A 17,735-nucleotide genomic window follows, 5' to 3' on the forward strand; every position below is an offset into this window, starting at 1 on the left:
CATGGCCGTCAAGAAACGAGGTCTCGGACGTGGACTGGATGCACTGCTGAGTGGTCCGACCGTCACGTCGCTTGAAGAACAAGCGGTACAGGCCGACGAGCGCGAGTTGCAGCACCTGCCCCTGGACCTGATCCAGCGTGGCAAATATCAGCCACGCCGAGACATGGACCCCCAGGCGCTGGAGGAACTGGCCAATTCGATCAAGGCCCAGGGCGTGATGCAGCCAATCGTGGTACGCCCAATCGGTGGTGGGCGCTTCGAGATCATCGCCGGTGAACGCCGCTGGCGCGCCAGCCAGCAGGCCGGCAAGGAAACCATCCCGGCCATGGTGCGCGACGTGCCGGATGAAACCGCCATCGCTATGGCATTGATCGAGAACATCCAGCGCGAAGACCTCAACCCGATCGAAGAAGCGATTGCGTTGCAGCGTCTGCAGCAGGAATTCCAGCTGACTCAGCAGCAAGTGGCCGAGGCGGTGGGTAAATCCCGCGTGACGGTGTCCAACCTGCTGCGCCTGATCGCTCTGCCGGAAGTCATCAAGACCATGTTGTCCCACGGCGACCTGGAAATGGGCCACGCCCGTGCTTTGCTCGGTTTGCCCGAAAATCAACAGGTTGAAGGGGCGCGACACGTTGTCGCACGGGGGCTCACCGTTCGTCAGACCGAAGCCCTGGTTCGCCAGTGGCTCAGCGGCAAACCTGCACCGGTCGAAACAGCCAAACCTGATCCGGATATCGCGCGCCTCGAGCAGCGCCTGGCCGAGCGCCTGGGCTCTGCGGTGCAAATTCGCCATGGCAAGAAAGGCAAAGGGCAATTGGTGATCGGATATAACTCACTCGATGAGCTTCAGGGCGTCCTTGCCCACATCCGCTGAAACATTTGCTTATGTAGCGCGCGATCGGAAAACACTACCCGACAGTTGAATAGGGGCTGAACCGCCCCTATACTCTGCGCGCATTTTGTCGGCACAAATTATGCCAAGTTATTGATTTCCGGCAGCCGACCATTGAGGAGCAAGAGTGATGGAAACCCGCACGCCAAACACGTTGCCGTTCCATCGCTTGGCCGTTTTTCCGGTTTTATTGGCTCAATTTGTCATTTTGCTGATCGCCGCATTGGCGCTTTGGTATTGGCATGGAGTCGTTGCCGGATATTCAGGACTCTGCGGAGGCCTGATAGCCTTGCTGCCCAATATGTATTTTGCTCACAGGGCCTTTCGGTTTTCCGGCGCCCGAGCAGCCCAGGCTATCGTCCGGTCCTTTTATGCCGGCGAGGCGGGGAAACTGATTTTGACGGCAGTGCTGTTTGCACTGACCTTTGCAGGTGTGAAGCCATTGGCGCCGCTGGCTGTATTCGGCGTCTTCGTGTTGACCCAACTGGTCAGCTGGTTCGCTCCCCTGCTAATGAAAACAAGACTTTCGAGACCTTAGGGCGTTTGAGGCAACCATGGCAGAAACAACCGCTTCGGGCTATATCCAGCACCACTTGCAGAACCTGACCTTCGGTCAGCTACCCAATGGCGGCTGGGGCTTTGCCCACTCCGCAGCAGAAGCCAAAGAAATGGGTTTCTGGGCTTTCCACCTGGATACTCTGGGCTGGTCGGTCGCATTGGGTCTGATCTTCGTCCTGATTTTCCGCATGGCGGCAAAGAAGGCGACTTCCGGTCAGCCAGGTGCTTTGCAGAACTTCGTTGAAGTATTGGTCGAATTCGTCGATGGCAGCGTGAAAGACAGCTTCCATGGCCGTAGCCCGGTGATTGCACCGCTGGCACTGACCATCTTCGTCTGGGTGTTCCTGATGAACGCCGTCGACCTGGTACCGGTCGACTGGATTCCTCAGCTGGCCATCCTGATCTCCGGCGATCACCACATTCCATTCCGTGCGGTTTCCACCACGGACCCTAACGCCACCCTGGGCATGGCCCTGTCGGTGTTCGCGTTGATCATTTTCTACAGCATCAAGGTCAAGGGCATCGGCGGCTTCATCGGCGAACTGACCCTGCACCCGTTCGGCAGCAAGAACATCTTCGTTCAAGCCCTGCTGATTCCGGTGAACTTCCTGCTGGAGTTCGTGACCCTGGTCGCCAAGCCGATCTCCCTGGCCCTGCGACTGTTCGGCAACATGTATGCCGGCGAGCTGGTGTTCATCCTGATCGCTGTGATGTTCGGCAGCGGCCTGCTCTGGCTTAGCGGCCTGGGCGTAGTTCTGCAGTGGGCGTGGGCTGTGTTCCACATCCTGATCATCACCCTGCAGGCCTTCATCTTCATGATGCTGACCATCGTCTACCTGTCGATGGCGCACGAAGAGAACCATTAAGACCAGTCTCGACTAGTCTGATGTCCTTCCCGGTGAAACGGGAAGGTGGCCCAACAGGGCTATGAAACGATTTGTTTTACCGCTTTAAAATCTAAAAAACCTAAACCATACGACGTAAAAGTCGGGAGGAAAGATGGAAACTGTAGTTGGTCTAACCGCTATCGCTGTTGCACTGTTGATCGGCCTGGGCGCCCTGGGTACTGCCATTGGTTTCGGCCTGCTGGGCGGCAAATTCCTGGAAGGCGCAGCGCGTCAGCCAGAGATGGTCCCAATGCTGCAAGTTAAAATGTTCATCGTCGCCGGCCTGCTCGACGCCGTGACCATGATCGGCGTTGGTATCGCTCTGTTCTTCACCTTCGCGAACCCCTTCGTTGGTCAACTCGCTGGCTAATCACTCGACTTTTCGAGTGATTGGGGTGATGGACAACGAATGAGCGAGGTGTTGGCGTGAACATTAATGCAACCCTGATTGGCCAATCCGTTGCGTTCTTCATTTTTGTAGTGTTTTGCATGAAGTTCGTGTGGCCTCCGGTCATCGCGGCTTTGCACGAACGTCAGAAGAAGATCGCGGACGGTTTGGACGCTGCCACCCGTGCAGCTCGCGACCTGGAGTTGGCCCAAGAGAAAGCGGGTCATCAACTGCGCGAAGCTAAGGCACAGGCAGCTGAAATCATTGAGCAAGCCAAGAAACGCGGTAACCAGATCGTCGAAGAGGCTGTTGAAAAAGCCCGCGTCGAAGCTGACCGTGTGAAGGCTTCGGCTCATGCCGAGATCGAACAGGAACTGAACGGCGTCAAAGACGCGCTGCGTGCCCAACTGGGTGCTCTGGCGGTCGGCGGTGCTGAGAAGATCCTCGGTGCCACAATCGATCAAAACGCGCACGCGGAGCTGGTTAACAAACTGGCTGCTGAAATTTAAGCGAGGGCGATCATGGCAGAACTGACCACGTTGGCCCGACCTTACGCCAAGGCAGCCTTCGAGCACGCCCAGGCCCACCAGCAGCTGGCCTCTTGGTCAGCCATGCTCGGCCTGGCAGCAGCGGTGTCGCAAGACGACACCATGCAGCGCGTGCTCAAGGCCCCGCGCCTGACGAGCGCAGACAAGGCCGCCACTTTTATTGAAGTGTGCGGCGACAAGTTTGATGTGAAGGCACAGAACTTCATCAATGTCGTTGCCGAAAACGACCGTCTCCCGCTGTTGCCGGAGATCGCCGCTCTGTTCGACCTGTACAAGGCCGAAGAAGAGAAGTCGGTAGACGTTGAAGTGACCAGTGCTTTTGCATTGAACCAAGAACAGCAAGACAAACTCGCCAAGGTTCTCAGTGCACGACTCAATCGGGAAGTGCGCCTGCAAGCTTCGGAGGACGCATCACTGATCGGTGGTGTTGTTATCCGTGCCGGCGACCTGGTTATCGATGGCTCGATTCGCGGCAAAATCGCGAAACTTGCCGAAGCATTGAAATCTTGAGTTTGAAGGGGCAGCAGAGCAATGCAGCAACTCAATCCTTCCGAAATAAGTGAAATTATCAAGGGCCGCATCGACAAGCTCGATGTGACCTCCCAAGCCCGTAACGAAGGCACTGTCGTCAGCGTATCTGACGGCATCGTGCGGATTCACGGTCTGGCCGACGTCATGTACGGCGAGATGATCGAGTTTCCGGGCGGCGTCTACGGTATGGCCCTCAACCTGGAGCAAGACTCCGTAGGTGCCGTTGTATTGGGCGCGTACACCAGTCTGGCTGAAGGCATGAGCGCCAAGTGCACTGGCCGCATCCTGGAAGTTCCTGTTGGTAAGGAACTGCTGGGTCGCGTTGTCGACGCACTGGGTAACCCTGTTGACGGTAAAGGTCCACTGGGCAACACCGAGACCGACGCGGTCGAGAAAGTTGCTCCAGGCGTGATCTGGCGTAAGTCGGTAGACCAGCCTGTACAGACTGGCTACAAGGCTGTCGATGCCATGATCCCAGTCGGCCGTGGCCAGCGTGAGCTGATCATCGGTGACCGTCAGATCGGTAAGACCGCTCTGGCGATCGACGCGATCATCAACCAGAAAGACAGCGGCATTTTCTGCGTCTACGTAGCCATCGGTCAGAAACAATCGACCATCGCCAACGTGGTTCGCAAGCTGGAAGAAAACGGCGCCCTGGCCAACACGATCATCGTGGCTGCCAGTGCTTCGGAATCTCCTGCGCTGCAATTCCTGGCACCGTACTCCGGTTGCACCATGGGCGAATACTTCCGCGACCGCGGTGAAGACGCGCTGATCGTTTATGACGATCTGTCCAAGCAAGCAGTGGCTTACCGCCAGATTTCCCTGCTGCTGCGCCGTCCACCAGGCCGTGAAGCTTACCCAGGCGACGTGTTCTATCTCCACTCCCGTCTGCTGGAGCGCGCATCCCGCGTTTCGGAAGAGTACGTAGAGAAGTTCACCAACGGCGCAGTGACCGGCAAAACCGGTTCCCTGACCGCACTGCCGATCATCGAAACCCAGGCTGGCGACGTTTCCGCGTTCGTTCCGACCAACGTGATTTCCATCACCGACGGTCAGATCTTCCTGGAATCGGCCATGTTCAACTCGGGCATCCGCCCTGCAGTGAACGCCGGTGTTTCGGTATCCCGTGTGGGCGGTGCCGCTCAGACCAAGATCATCAAGAAGCTCTCCGGTGGTATCCGTACCGCTCTGGCTCAGTACCGTGAACTGGCGGCATTTGCCCAGTTCGCTTCTGACCTGGACGAAGCGACCCGTAAGCAACTTGAGCATGGTCAGCGCGTTACCGAGCTGATGAAGCAGAAGCAATACGCCCCAATGTCGATCGCTGACATGGCGTTGTCGCTGTATGCCGCTGAGCGTGGGTTCCTGACTGACGTCGAAATCACCAAGGTCGGCAGCTTTGAACAAGCGCTGATTGCTTACTTCAACCGCGATCACGCCGACTTGTTGGCCAAGATCAACGTGAAGGGTGACTTCAATGACGAAATCGACGCTGGCATGAAAGCCGGTATCGAGAAGTTCAAGGCCACCCAAACCTGGTAAGCCGCAGCGGGAGCCGCAAGGCTCCCGCTTGCTAACCTGATAGGTGTTACATGGCAGGCGCAAAAGAGATTCGCAGTAAGATTGCGAGCATCAAAAGCACGCAAAAAATTACCAGCGCCATGGAAAAAGTGGCGGTCAGCAAAATGCGCAAGGCACAAATGCGCATGGCTGCTAGCCGTCCTTATGCGGAGCGTATCCGCCAGGTAATTGGGCATTTGGCCAACGCCAACCCGGAATACCGCCACCCGTTCATGATCGATCGCGAAGTTAAGCGTGTGGGTTATGTGGTAGTGAGCAGTGACCGTGGTTTGTGCGGTGGTTTGAATACCAACCTGTTCAAGGCCCTGGTCAAGGACATGGCGGTAAACCGCGAAAAGGGCGTCGAGATCGATCTGTGTGTTGTTGGTAGCAAGGGTGCGGCCTTTTTCCGTAACTTCGGCGGTAACGTCGTTGCAGCTATCAGCCACCTGGGTGAAGAGCCGTCGATCAATGATTTGATCGGCAGTGTGAAGGTGATGCTGGATGCGTACCTGGAAGGCCGGATTGACCGCCTGTCCGTGGTATCCAACAAGTTCATCAACACCATGACCCAGCAGCCAACCGTGGAGCAATTGATTCCACTGGTGGCGACTCCGGATCAGGAACTCAAGCACCACTGGGACTACCTCTACGAACCAGACGCCAAAGAGCTGCTTGACGGCTTGATGGTGCGCTACGTGGAGTCGCAGGTGTACCAGGCGGTGGTCGAGAACAACGCAGCTGAACAAGCGGCGCGGATGATCGCGATGAAAAACGCTACCGATAACGCCGGTGATCTGATCAGCGATTTGCAGCTGATCTACAACAAGGCGCGTCAGGCTGCGATCACCCAAGAGATCTCGGAAATCGTCGGCGGCGCTGCCGCGGTTTAACGGTTCAAATATTCAGAGGATCCAGCTATGAGTAGCGGACGTATCGTTCAAATCATCGGCGCCGTTATCGACGTGGAATTTCCACGCGACAGCGTACCGAGCATCTACAACGCGCTGAAAGTACAAGGCGCGGAAACTACCCTGGAAGTTCAGCAGCAGCTGGGCGACGGCGTAGTTCGTACCATTGCGATGGGTTCCACCGAAGGCTTGAAGCGCGGTCTGGACGTTGTCGACTCTGGCGCAGCCATCTCCGTACCGGTCGGTAAAGCGACCCTGGGCCGGATCATGGACGTACTGGGCAACCCGATCGACGAAGCTGGCCCGATTGCCACCGACGAGCGTTGGGGCATCCACCGCGCTGCACCGTCGTTCGCCGAGCAAGCTGGCGGCAACGACCTGCTGGAAACCGGCATCAAGGTTATCGACCTGGTTTGCCCGTTCGCCAAAGGCGGTAAAGTGGGTCTGTTCGGTGGTGCCGGTGTAGGCAAGACCGTAAACATGATGGAACTGATCCGTAACATCGCCATCGAGCACAGCGGTTATTCCGTGTTCGCCGGTGTGGGTGAGCGTACTCGTGAGGGTAACGACTTCTACCACGAGATGAAGGACTCCAACGTTCTGGACAAAGTGGCACTGGTTTACGGTCAGATGAACGAGCCGCCGGGAAACCGTCTGCGCGTAGCACTGACTGGCCTGACCATGGCCGAGAAGTTCCGTGACGAAGGTAACGACGTTCTGCTGTTCGTCGACAACATCTACCGTTACACCTTGGCCGGTACTGAAGTATCCGCACTGCTGGGCCGTATGCCTTCGGCAGTAGGTTACCAGCCGACCCTGGCCGAAGAGATGGGCGTTCTGCAAGAACGTATCACTTCGACCAAAGAAGGTTCGATCACCTCGATCCAAGCGGTATACGTACCTGCGGATGACTTGACTGACCCGTCGCCTGCGACCACCTTCGCCCACTTGGACGCCACCGTCGTACTGTCCCGTGACATCGCTTCCCTGGGTATCTACCCAGCGGTCGATCCACTCGACTCGACTTCGCGCCAGCTGGACCCGAACGTGATCGGCCAGGAGCACTACGACACCGCTCGCGGCGTTCAGTACGTGCTGCAGCGTTACAAAGAACTGAAGGACATCATTGCGATCCTGGGTATGGACGAGCTGTCGGAAGCCGACAAGCAGTTGGTTAACCGCGCTCGTAAGATCCAGCGTTTCTTGTCGCAGCCGTTCTTCGTGGCTGAAGTCTTCACCGGTGCCTCGGGTAAATACGTTTCCCTGAAAGACACCATTGCTGGCTTCAAAGGCATCCTCAACGGTGACTACGACCACCTGCCAGAACAAGCGTTCTACATGGTCGGCGGCATCGAAGAAGCGATCGAGAAAGCCAAGAAACTGTAATCCAAGCGCCCGGAAACGGGCGCTCATCAGGTTGAGGCAATCAGATGGCTATGACAGTCCATTGCGATATCGTCAGCGCGGAAGGGGAAATTTTCTCCGGTCTGGTAGAGATGGTGATTGCACACGGCGAATTGGGTGACCTTGGTATTGCCATGGGCCACGCACCGCTGATCACCAGCTTGAAGCCAGGTCCGATCACTCTGACCAAGCAAGGCGGGGACAAGGAGGTGTTTTACATCTCCGGTGGTTTCCTCGAGGTTCAGCCGAACATGGTCAAGGTACTTGCCGACACCGTGCAACGTGCTGGCGACCTGGATGAAGCCTCCGCTCAGGAAGCCGTCAAGGCTGCTGAGAAGGCCCTGAACGAAAAGGGTGCGGACTTCGACTACAGCGCTGCTGCTGTACGTCTGGCCGAGGCTGCAGCCCAGCTGCGCACGCTCCAGCAGATCCGCAAGAAGTAAGCGGCCACGCCGTCATGCTTCAAGCGCGATTGATTAAAAAGGGTAGCCTCGGCTACCCTTTTTCTTTTTCAGCAAAACACTTCTCTGGTCTGAAGCCGGACCGCCCAGGATTGGTAGCCATTCATGTCTCTTGAAATCGTCATTCTCGCCGCAGGCCAGGGCACCCGCATGCGTTCGGCCCTGCCCAAGGTGCTGCACCCGGTTGCCGGCAATTCCATGCTGGGCCACGTTATCCACAGCGCCCGGCAACTTGATCCACAACGCATCCACGTGGTGATCGGCCACGGTGCCGATGTGGTGCGTGAACGCCTGGCGGCCGATGACCTGAATTTCGTATTGCAAGACCAGCAACTCGGCACCGGCCACGCCACCGCGCAAGCCGTGCCATTTATCACCGCCGACACCGTGCTGATCCTCTACGGCGACGTGCCGCTGATCGAAGTCGACACCCTGCAGCGCCTGCTCAAGCACGTGGTGCCTGGCCAGATGGGCCTGCTCACCGTAGAGCTGGATGACCCGACCGGCTACGGTCGCATTGTGCGTAACGCCGATGGCAAGGTTGCCGCCATCGTCGAACACAAAGATGCCAGCGAAGCCCAGCGCGCCATCACCGAAGGCAACACCGGCATTATGGCGGTGCCTGCCAACAAGCTCGCCGACTGGATGAGCCGCCTGTCCAACAACAACGCCCAGGGCGAGTACTACCTCACTGACGTCATCGAGATGGCCGTGAGCGATGGCCTGCTGGTTGCCACGGAACAGCCCCACGACCCGATGGAAGTGCAGGGCGCCAACGACCGCAAGCAGCTGGCAGAGCTTGAGCGTCACTACCAGCTCCGTGAAGGCCGCCGCCTGATGGCCCAGGGCGTAACCCTGCGCGACCCGGCTCGCTTTGATGTACGCGGCGAAGTCACCGTCGGCCGTGACGTGCTGATCGATATCAACGTGATCCTAGAAGGCCGCGTGATCATCGAAGACGACGTAGTGATCGGCCCGAACTGCGTGATCAAGGACAGTACTCTGCGCAAAGGCGTGGTGGTCAAAGCCAACAGCCACCTTGACGGCGCGATCATGGGCGAGGGCAGCGATGCCGGCCCGTTTGCGCGTCTACGTCCTGGCACAGTGATGGGGGCCAGGGCACATGTGGGTAACTTCGTTGAATTGAAAAACGCGCGTATGGGCGACGACGCAAAGGCTGGCCACCTAGCCTACCTCGGTGACGCAGTCATCGGCGCTCGCAGCAACATTGGTGCGGGTGCAATTACCTGCAACTACGATGGCGCCAACAAATACCAGACAACTATCGGTGAAGACGTATTCATCGGTTCCAACAACTCCCTGATTGCACCTGTCACCATTGGTGATGGCTCGAATACCGCAGCGGGTTCGACGATCAATCAGGATGTGGATAAGTCTCAGCTGGCTGTCGCCCGTGCCCGCCAGCGCAATATCGACGGCTGGAAACGCCCGGTCAAAATCAAGAAGAGCTGAGTTATCCACAGCTCTATGGCCTAGTGAGGTTCCCCTGTGGGAGCTGGCTTGCCTGCGATAGCGGTCTGACATCCAAGACGGGTGTCGCCTGACACTCCGCTATCGCAGGCAAGCCAGCTCCCACATTTGGTTTGTGATTTCCCAAAAATTCTCCACGCCCCGCTTGACGATCTTTCGCCAATAGGTTTTTATTGCCTTCGTTATCTTTCGAAACGAAACTTATCATCACCATGTCGAAACGAAATACACCCCAACGGCGCCACAACATTCTGACTTTGCTCAATGAACAGGGCGAAGTCAGCGTGGACGAATTGGCCAAGCGTTTCGAAACCTCGGAAGTCACCATCCGCAAGGACCTGGCCGCCCTCGAAAGCAATGGCCTGTTGCTGCGCCGCTACGGCGGTGCCATCACTATGCCCCAGGAACTGGTGGGTGACGCCGCCCAGCCCATCTCGGTGTACAAGCGCGCCATCGCCCGTGCCGCCGTGATGCGCCTGCGCGAGCACGCCCGCATCATCATCGACAGCGGCAGCACCACCGCCGCCATGATCCCGGAGCTGGGCCACCAGCCCGGTCTGGTGGTGATGACCAACTCCCTGCATGTGGCCAGCGCCTTGAGTGAGCTGGAACACGAACCGGTGCTGTTGATGACCGGTGGCACCTGGGACCCGCATTCGGACTCGTTCCAGGGTCAGGTTGCCGAGCAGGTACTGCGTTCCTACGACTTTGATCAACTGTTCATCGGCGCCGACGGCATCGATCTGCAGCGCGGTACCACCACCTTCAACGAACTGTTGGGCCTGAGCCGTGTGATGGCCGAGGTCGCCCGTGAAGTGGTGGTGATGGTCGAATCCGACAAGATCGGCCGCAAGATTCCCAACCTGGAACTGCCCTGGAGCAGCGTCCATACCCTTATCACCGATGATCGCCTGCCGCTTGAGGCCCGCGACCAGATCCAAGCCCGCGGCATTACGCTGATATGCGCGGCAATCATCTAGGAGAAACACCATGTGTGGAATTGTAGGCGCAGTCGCTGAACGCAACGTCACCGCCATCTTGCTCGAAGGCCTCAAGCGCCTGGAATACCGCGGCTATGACAGCGCCGGCGTGGCGGTCTTCACCAACGCCGGCAAGCTTGAGCGCATGCGTCGCCCGGGCAAGGTCAGCGAGTTGGAGCAGGCCCTGGCCGGCGAGCCGCTGGTAGGTCGTTTGGGCATCGCCCACACCCGTTGGGCCACCCACGGTGCGCCCTGCGAGCGTAACGCCCACCCGCATTTCTCCGGCGACCTGGCCGTGGTGCACAACGGCATCATCGAAAACCACGAAGTGCTGCGTGAACAACTCAAGGGCCTGGGCTACGCGTTCACCTCGGACACCGACACCGAAGTCATCGCGCACCTGCTGAACCACAAGCTCAAGACCCTGGGCGACCTGACCGTGGCCCTGAAAGCCACCGTGAAGGAACTGCACGGTGCCTACGGCTTGGCCGTTGTGTCCGCCAGCCAACCCGACCGTGTGGTTGCCGCCCGCAGTGGCAGCCCGCTGGTGATCGGCCTGGGCCTGGGGGAAAACTTCCTCGCCTCCGACCAACTGGCCCTGCGCCAGGTCACTGACCGCTTCATGTACCTGGAAGAGGGCGATATTGCCGACATCCGCCGTGAAAGCGTGCAGATCTGGGACGTCAACGGCAATTCCGTCGAGCGCGAAGCGGTGCAATACCGCGACGGTGCCGAGGCTGCCGATAAAGGCGAGTTCCGCCACTTCATGCTCAAGGAAATCCACGAGCAACCGTCCGTGGTGCAACGCACCCTTGAAGGTCGCCTGAGCCAGAATCAAGTACTGGTCAACGCCTTCGGCCCGCAAGCCGCCGAGCTGTTCGCCAAAGTGCGCAATGTGCAGATCGTCGCCTGCGGCACCAGCTACCACGCCGGTATGGTTGCCCGTTACTGGCTGGAAGAACTGGCCGGTATCCCGTGCCAGGTCGAAGTCGCCAGTGAGTTCCGCTATCGCAAGGTGGTGGTGCAGCCCGATACCCTGTTCGTGACCATCTCCCAGTCCGGCGAAACCGCCGACACCTTGGCTGCACTGCGTAACGCCAAGGAGCTGGGTTTCCTCGGTAGCCTGGCGATCTGCAACGTCAGCATCAGCTCCCTGGTGCGTGAATCCGACCTGACCCTGCTCACCCAGGCCGGTCGCGAAATCGGCGTAGCGTCCACCAAGGCCTTCACCACCCAGTTGGTCGGCCTGCTGTTGCTGACCTTGTCCCTGGGCCAAGTGCGCGGCACCCTCGCCGAGGGCGTCGAAGCCACGCTGGTAGAAGAACTGCGCCGCCTGCCGACCCGCCTGGGCGAAGCCTTGGCCATGGACAGCACCGTGGAAAAAGTCGCCGAGTTGTTCGCCGACAAGAACCACACCCTGTTCCTCGGCCGTGGTGCGCAATACCCGGTGGCGATGGAGGGGTCGCTCAAGCTCAAGGAAATTTCGTACATCCACGCCGAAGCCTACCCGGCCGGCGAGCTGAAACACGGCCCGCTGGCCCTGGTGGATGACGACATGCCGGTGGTCACCGTTGCGCCCAACAACGAACTGCTGGAGAAGCTCAAGTCGAACCTGCAGGAAGTGCGCGCCCGTGGCGGCCAATTGATCGTGTTCGCTGACGAAAAAGCCGGCATGACCAACGGTGAAGGCACCCACGTCATCAACATGCCGCACATCCACGACACCCTGTCGCCGATCCTCTACACCATCCCGCTGCAGTTGCTGTCGTACTACGTTGCCGTGCTCAAGGGCACCGACGTCGACCAGCCGCGCAACCTGGCGAAGTCGGTGACCGTGGAGTAAACCGTCATGAATCGACTGGCTGCCATGGAAGCCTTGGTACGCGTCATTGAAACCGGTTCGTTTTCCGGTGCGGCACGCCAGCTTCACGTGGGGCAGCCAGCGATTTCAAAAGCCATCGCCCAGCTGGAAGAGCGGCTGGGCGTGCGCCTGCTGCTGCGTTCTACCCACGGCCTGACGCCCACCGAAGCCGGACAAAACTTCTACGAACACGCCAAGCGTTCGATCGAAGAGGCTGACGAGGCGGACATGGCCGCGCGGGGAGCCGCGATGGCGCTCACCGGCCGTTTGCGGATTTGCGCCGCCGTGACCTTTGCACGGCTGCACATCGTGCCGCACCTGGGGCTGTTCCTCGCGGAGCACCCGTCGCTGGAGGTCGAGGTGGTGCTGGATGATCGCAACGTCGATCTCATCGAAGCCGGCATCGACGTGGCGCTGAGAATGGGCGACCTGGTCGACTCCGGTTTGACCGCCAGGAAAATCGCCCAGTCTCGCCGCCTGGTGCTCGGCACACCGGCCTATTTCGAAAGCGCTGGCGAGCCGCAGGTACCTGCGGATGTGGCGTCCCATCAAGCCGTCGTCTACGACCAACGGGGCGGTGGCGCGGTGTGGGCGTTTCAGCAAGGTTCGGAAAAAACCACTGTGACCGTTCGCGGGCGGCTGCGCATCAGTGCGGCTGAAGGTATTCGTGAAGCGGTGCTGGCGGGGCTGGGCCTCACTATCTCCTCCGAATGGATGTTCGCACCCGAGCTACAGGCCGGAACCGTGAAACCCGTGCTGCAAGACTGGACACTGCCCTCGATCGACCTGTGGGCCGTGTTTCCCACGGGTCGTCAGGCCAGCGCCAAGGCGCGGGCTTTTGTTGCGTTCGTGGAATCGCGGATGGCAACGGCATCCCCGCCGACCTGATCCTCTTGCTCAAGGCCAAGCTATTCTGATCTGGAATAACCTTCATGCTTGGTCACCCTCTACAAGGCATGCACCTCCGTCAGTACCGTTGAGTCCTTGGTCCGTAACCCACGGGCACTCAACAGGTGGAGCACTGCATGGCCAGGCTACAAGGCAAGGTCGCCGTCATCACGGGCGGTAACAGCGGTATCGGGCTGGCGACAGCCAAGCGTTTCGTCGATGAAGGCGCCAGCGTTTTCATCTTCGGCCGCCGGCAAGCCGAACTGGACAACGCCGTCACCCTGATTGGTGGCGACATCACGGCGGTGCAGGGCGACGCGTCCGAACCCCGCGACCTCGACCGGCTCTACGCGACGGTCGAGCAGGCGAAGGGCAAGCTGGATGTACTGTTTGCCAACGCGGGTGTGGTGGAGCTTCGCCCCCTGGAAGCGTTTTCCACCGAACACTACGACAAGACCTTCGACGTCAACGTGCGCGGCCTCGCGCTCACCGTGCAGAAAGCGTTGCCGCTGCTGCGCGATGGCGCCAGCGTCATCCTCACCGGCTCGATTGCCGGGGTCAAAGGCTATCCCACCTACGGCACCTACAGCGCCAGCAAGGCGGCGGTCCGTTCGTTCGCACGCACCTGGACGATGGAGCTGAAAGACCGCGGCATCCGGGTCAACACCCTCAGCCCGGGCGCCATCGATACACCGATCATGGACAGCCAGGTGTCCACGCCCGAAGAGGCTGACGCCCTGCGCGTTCAATTCGCACACGCCACTCCGCTCGGTCGCCTTGGCCGGCCTGAAGAGGTGGCATCGGTTGCCCTCTTTCTCGCCTCTGAAGACAGCAGCTTCGTGGCCGGTATCGACCTGTTTGTCGATGGCGGCATCGCCCAGGTCTAGTCACCGCATCCACTCAAAAACACGGAACTCATCATGACCAAGCTATTCAGCGCTACCCAAGTCGGCACCCTCAACCTGACTCACCGCGTCGTGCTTGCACCGCTCACGCGTCTGCGCACCGAAGCCGGTGATGTACCCGGCGACTTGATGGTCGAGTACTACACCCAGCGCGCCACCCAAGGCGGGTTGCTGATCGCCGAAGCCACCAGCGTGTCGCCCATGGGCATCGCCTATGCACTGGCGCCCGGCATCTACACCGATGCGCAAGTGGCCGGCTGGAAGCGTGTGACCGACGCCGTGCACGCCAAAGGCGCCAGCATCTACCTGCAAATCTGGCACGGCGGCCGCCAGGCGCACCCGGGCAACCTGGACGGTGCGCAGCCCGTCGCCCCTTCGGCGATTCGCGGTGAAGAAAAATCGGTGATCCGCGACGGTGACAGCATCGCCGAGGTGGATCAGGTGGTGCCCCGTGCGCTCCGTCTCGAAGAGATCCCAGGCGTCATCGAAGAATTCCGCCGTGGGGCAGAACGCGCCAAGGCTGCAGGCTTTGACGGTGTAGAACTGCATGGCGCCAACGGTTACCTGCCGGACCAGTTCCTGCAGGACGGCTCCAACCACCGCGACGACGCTTACGGCGGCCCGATCGAGAACCGCACGCGGTTCATGCTCGAAGTCGTCGAGGCTCTGATCTCGGTGTGGGGTGGTAACCGCGTAGCGGTGCGCATTTCTCCGAGCGGCCAGTTCGGCACCATGTCCGACAGCAACCCGGCCGCGACCTTCGGCTACCTGGCCGAGGCACTCAATCGCTTCGGCCTGGCCTATCTGCACGTCATTGAGCCGCGCATTCGCGGTTACGAAGACATCGAGTTGAACGTCCCTGCCGTGGCCTCCAAAAGCCTGCGCGGTATCTTCAAGGGGCCGATCCTGGCGGCTGGCGGATTTTCCCAGGACACCGCCGAGGAAATCCTCGCGGCGGGCGATGCCGACCTGGTCGCGTTCGGCCGGCTCTTCATCTCCAACCCCGACCTGCCGGAGCGCCTGCGCAGCGGCGCGCCTCTTAATGATTACGACCGCAACACCTTCTACGGCGGCCGTGGTGAGGGTTACATCGATTACAGCTTCCTCGGCGAAGTCGTCGCCTGACGCTGTCTTTGTGGCGAAGGCGCTTGCTCCCGCTGGACTGCGTAACAGTCCCCAAAAGAGCGGGGGCCGCTTCGCGCCCCAGCGGGAGCAAGCTCCCTCGCCACAAGGATGTGAGTCTCCGATTATGCGTAAACGAACCTTCACGAAATAAACCGGCCCTTCCAGGTGTTCCCTTGGGGAGAACGCGCCAAGCCACCCCTGGAAGACCATCATGCTGACCTGTTTCGAACCCCTTGAAGCCCTGTCCGCCTCGCAAGCCCCGTTGCAGGCCCTGTTCCAGCACGCGGCCGAACGGCCCAATGCCATTGCCCTGATTGCCGACGGTGACGTGTGGTCCTATCACCGCCTGGCCGGTGAGGTGGTGCGTCTGAGCAATGGGTTCAAGCGTGAGGGTGTCGAGCCGGGCGATCGGATCGTCATGCTGGTGCGCACTTCGCCGCTGTATGCGGTGTTCCTGTTTGCCGCGATGATGAGCGGCGCAATCATGGTGCCGCTCAAGACCGAATTCACCGCGCGGGAGCTGGAGGAGTTTCTGGGCTGGCTGCGGCCTCGGCTGTTTATCCACGAAGCGGATTTGCAACCCGTCATCGCCCAGATAGACGACGCGGCTATCGAACGCACGCGCACCTTCAGCAGCACGAACTGGCACGCGCTGCTGGGTGAAGGCAGCCCTCAAACGGCGGCAGTGCCCGTTGATATCGACTCAACCTGCTTGCTGTTGGCAACCTCCGGCACCACCGGCATGCCCAAGTTGGTGGCCTACAACCAGCGCGCGATTGCCCACGTGGTCGGCGCCTTGGGCGCGTGGCAGCTGGATCTGGATTCGTGCACCCTCGGCAGCACCCCGGTGGCCCATGTGTCTGGCTCGTTCGTGTTGCTGGCGACGATCATCAAGGGCTGCCAGGAAGTCATGTTCAGCCGCTTCGATGCCGACAAACTGCTCGACGCCATCGAGCAAGAGGGCGGCTCGATGCTGTTTGTCGCGCCGTTTATCTGCCCGCCGCTGGTGGACGCCCAGCGCAGGCGCCCACGGAATCTCAGCGCGTTGAAGGTCTGCGGGATTGGCGGCGACGCCTGCCGGCCGAGGGTGGCCGAGACCTTTCAGGACACCTTTGACCTGCGACTGAACAACACCTATGGCCTGACGGAATGCCTGGGCAGCATGGCCTTCGGTTCGGCCTGGGACACCCTCACCGCCGTGCCCGGGCGCGCCCGCCTGGTTGACGCCAACGGCGTGGCCGTGGCACCGGGCGAGGTGGGCGAATTGCAGATGTGCGGCCCCAATCTGAGCCTCGGCTACTGGACCGGCCCCGGCGACATCATCAGCCACAGCCGTGATGGCTGGTTTTCATCCGGCGATTTGATGCAGCAAGAACCCAACGGCGAATTTCGTTTTGTGGGGCGCTGCAAAGACCAGATCGTCTGCTTCACCGACAAGATCTCCCCGGTGGAAGTGGAAAACCAACTGATCCTGCACCCGGCAATCGCCGACGCCGCCGTTGCCGGCGCGCCGGATTGCAACGCCGGGCAGCGCGTGGTGGTGCTGGTCAAGCTGGAACAGGATGCTGCCGACACCACGGCGGATGAGATTCTCGCCTGGTTGCGCACGCGTCTGGCGCCGTTCAAATTGCCCCAGCGCATCGTGTTGAGCCAGACCATCCCGCGTAATGCGCTGGGCAAGGTGGACCGAAATGAAGTGGTGCGAATGGCCCAATCCAATTAACGACCTCTTGTCGAATCTGTGGGCTACTGCCGAGCGCACGGTCCGGCTTTAACCCTAGAATGCCCCCTGTGGATAACTCACCCAGGGACGCGCTCACCATGAATATTGAACTGCTAATTGCCGGCATCGTTGTGCTGATCATTGTCGTCGGCCTGGTGGGCTGGATGGTGGGGGTCTACAACGGCCTGGTGATGCGGCGTAACGATGTGGATAAAGCCTTTGCCAACATCGATGTGCTGCTCAAGCAGCGAGCCGATCAGATCCCGGACCTGATGCGTGTGGTGCAGACCGCCATGAATCACGAGCACGCGCTGTTCACCCGGCTCAGCGATGCGCGCCAGCAGTACCTGAATGCCAGCAGCCTCAACGACAAGGTCGATGCGTCCAACCAGTTGAATGCGGCGCTCAAGTCGGTGATTGCGGTGGCGGAGGGTTACCCGACGTTGATCTCCGGTCCCAACATGGTCGAGTTGCAGCAAGCCATCTCGGCCGTGGAGGAGCGCATTGCCGACCGCCGCGAGTTTTTCAATGAGTCGGTCAACCTCTACAACATCGCCATTGCGGTGTTCCCCGACCTGTTCTTTGCGCGGATGCTCAGCTATCAGCGCATCCCGCTGCT

Annotated in this window: 17 protein-coding genes and 1 pseudogene; all 18 read left to right on the forward strand. The window is 59.9% G+C overall.

Features of this window, described 5'->3' with window-relative positions:
• Position 1 precedes the first annotated feature (1 nt).
• Entirely contained in the window at positions 2-874 is an 873-nt protein-coding gene (locus HX803_RS12430; protein WP_016970690.1) for a ParB/RepB/Spo0J family partition protein, read from the forward strand.
• A gap of 148 nt (positions 875-1,022) precedes the next feature.
• Positions 1,023-1,430 (forward strand): F0F1 ATP synthase subunit I, encoded by a 408-nt coding sequence (locus tag HX803_RS12435; protein WP_071485335.1) that lies wholly within the window; start codon positions 1,023-1,025, stop codon positions 1,428-1,430.
• A gap of 16 nt (positions 1,431-1,446) precedes the next feature.
• Positions 1,447-2,316: a F0F1 ATP synthase subunit A gene (gene atpB, locus HX803_RS12440; RefSeq protein WP_058424360.1), complete on the forward strand. Its 870-nt coding sequence runs from the start codon at positions 1,447-1,449 to the stop codon at positions 2,314-2,316.
• 133 nt (positions 2,317-2,449) lie between these two features.
• The gene (atpE, locus tag HX803_RS12445; protein ID WP_002555987.1) at positions 2,450-2,707 is read left to right on the forward strand and encodes a F0F1 ATP synthase subunit C; all 258 of its coding nucleotides are present in this window, start codon (positions 2,450-2,452) and stop codon (positions 2,705-2,707) included.
• Positions 2,708-2,763: 56 nt separating this feature from the next.
• Complete coding sequence (locus HX803_RS12450) at positions 2,764-3,234, forward strand: F0F1 ATP synthase subunit B (protein WP_060756576.1); 471 nt, start codon at positions 2,764-2,766, stop codon at positions 3,232-3,234.
• Positions 3,235-3,246: 12 nt separating this feature from the next.
• On the forward strand, positions 3,247-3,783 hold the full coding sequence (locus HX803_RS12455; protein ID WP_016970693.1) for a F0F1 ATP synthase subunit delta: 537 nt from the start codon (positions 3,247-3,249) through the stop codon (positions 3,781-3,783).
• 21 nt (positions 3,784-3,804) lie between these two features.
• Entirely contained in the window at positions 3,805-5,349 is a 1,545-nt protein-coding gene (atpA, locus tag HX803_RS12460) for a F0F1 ATP synthase subunit alpha (protein WP_016970694.1), read from the forward strand.
• Positions 5,350-5,399: 50 nt separating this feature from the next.
• Positions 5,400-6,260, forward strand: a complete 861-nt coding sequence (gene atpG / locus HX803_RS12465; protein WP_010207685.1) for a F0F1 ATP synthase subunit gamma — start codon at positions 5,400-5,402, stop codon at positions 6,258-6,260.
• A gap of 27 nt (positions 6,261-6,287) precedes the next feature.
• Complete coding sequence (gene atpD, locus HX803_RS12470) at positions 6,288-7,664, forward strand: F0F1 ATP synthase subunit beta (RefSeq protein WP_178920928.1); 1,377 nt, start codon at positions 6,288-6,290, stop codon at positions 7,662-7,664.
• Positions 7,665-7,708: 44 nt separating this feature from the next.
• A complete protein-coding gene (locus tag HX803_RS12475) occupies positions 7,709-8,125 on the forward strand; it encodes a F0F1 ATP synthase subunit epsilon (RefSeq protein ID WP_178920930.1) in 417 nt (138 codons plus the stop codon).
• A 123-nt stretch (positions 8,126-8,248) separates the two neighbouring features.
• Positions 8,249-9,616 carry a bifunctional UDP-N-acetylglucosamine diphosphorylase/glucosamine-1-phosphate N-acetyltransferase GlmU gene (gene glmU / locus HX803_RS12480; protein WP_178920932.1) on the forward strand — a complete coding sequence of 456 codons (1,368 nt, stop codon included), beginning with the start codon at positions 8,249-8,251 and terminating at the stop codon, positions 9,614-9,616.
• Between the two features lie 230 nt (positions 9,617-9,846).
• Positions 9,847-10,614: a DeoR/GlpR family DNA-binding transcription regulator gene (locus HX803_RS12485; protein WP_122716288.1), complete on the forward strand. Its 768-nt coding sequence runs from the start codon at positions 9,847-9,849 to the stop codon at positions 10,612-10,614.
• A gap of 10 nt (positions 10,615-10,624) precedes the next feature.
• Positions 10,625-12,457, forward strand: a complete 1,833-nt coding sequence (glmS, locus tag HX803_RS12490) for a glutamine--fructose-6-phosphate transaminase (isomerizing) (RefSeq protein WP_178920934.1) — start codon at positions 10,625-10,627, stop codon at positions 12,455-12,457.
• Positions 12,458-12,463: 6 nt separating this feature from the next.
• On the forward strand, positions 12,464-13,363 hold the full coding sequence (locus tag HX803_RS12495) for a LysR family transcriptional regulator (RefSeq protein WP_178920935.1): 900 nt from the start codon (positions 12,464-12,466) through the stop codon (positions 13,361-13,363).
• Positions 13,364-13,500: 137 nt separating this feature from the next.
• Positions 13,501-14,250, forward strand: a complete 750-nt coding sequence (locus HX803_RS12500) for an SDR family NAD(P)-dependent oxidoreductase (RefSeq protein WP_178920936.1) — start codon at positions 13,501-13,503, stop codon at positions 14,248-14,250.
• Between the two features lie 33 nt (positions 14,251-14,283).
• Positions 14,284-15,393, forward strand: a complete 1,110-nt coding sequence (locus HX803_RS12505; RefSeq protein ID WP_178920937.1) for an alkene reductase — start codon at positions 14,284-14,286, stop codon at positions 15,391-15,393.
• 211 nt (positions 15,394-15,604) lie between these two features.
• Complete coding sequence (locus HX803_RS12510) at positions 15,605-17,116, forward strand: class I adenylate-forming enzyme family protein (protein ID WP_178920938.1); 1,512 nt, start codon at positions 15,605-15,607, stop codon at positions 17,114-17,116.
• A 272-nt stretch (positions 17,117-17,388) separates the two neighbouring features.
• Positions 17,389-17,697, forward strand: a pseudogene (locus HX803_RS32695) (LemA family protein); the annotation flags it as partial.
• Positions 17,698-17,735 lie beyond the last annotated feature (38 nt).

Source organism: Pseudomonas sp. P7548 (genome assembly GCF_013386585.1).
GTDB lineage: Bacteria > Pseudomonadota > Gammaproteobacteria > Pseudomonadales > Pseudomonadaceae > Aquipseudomonas.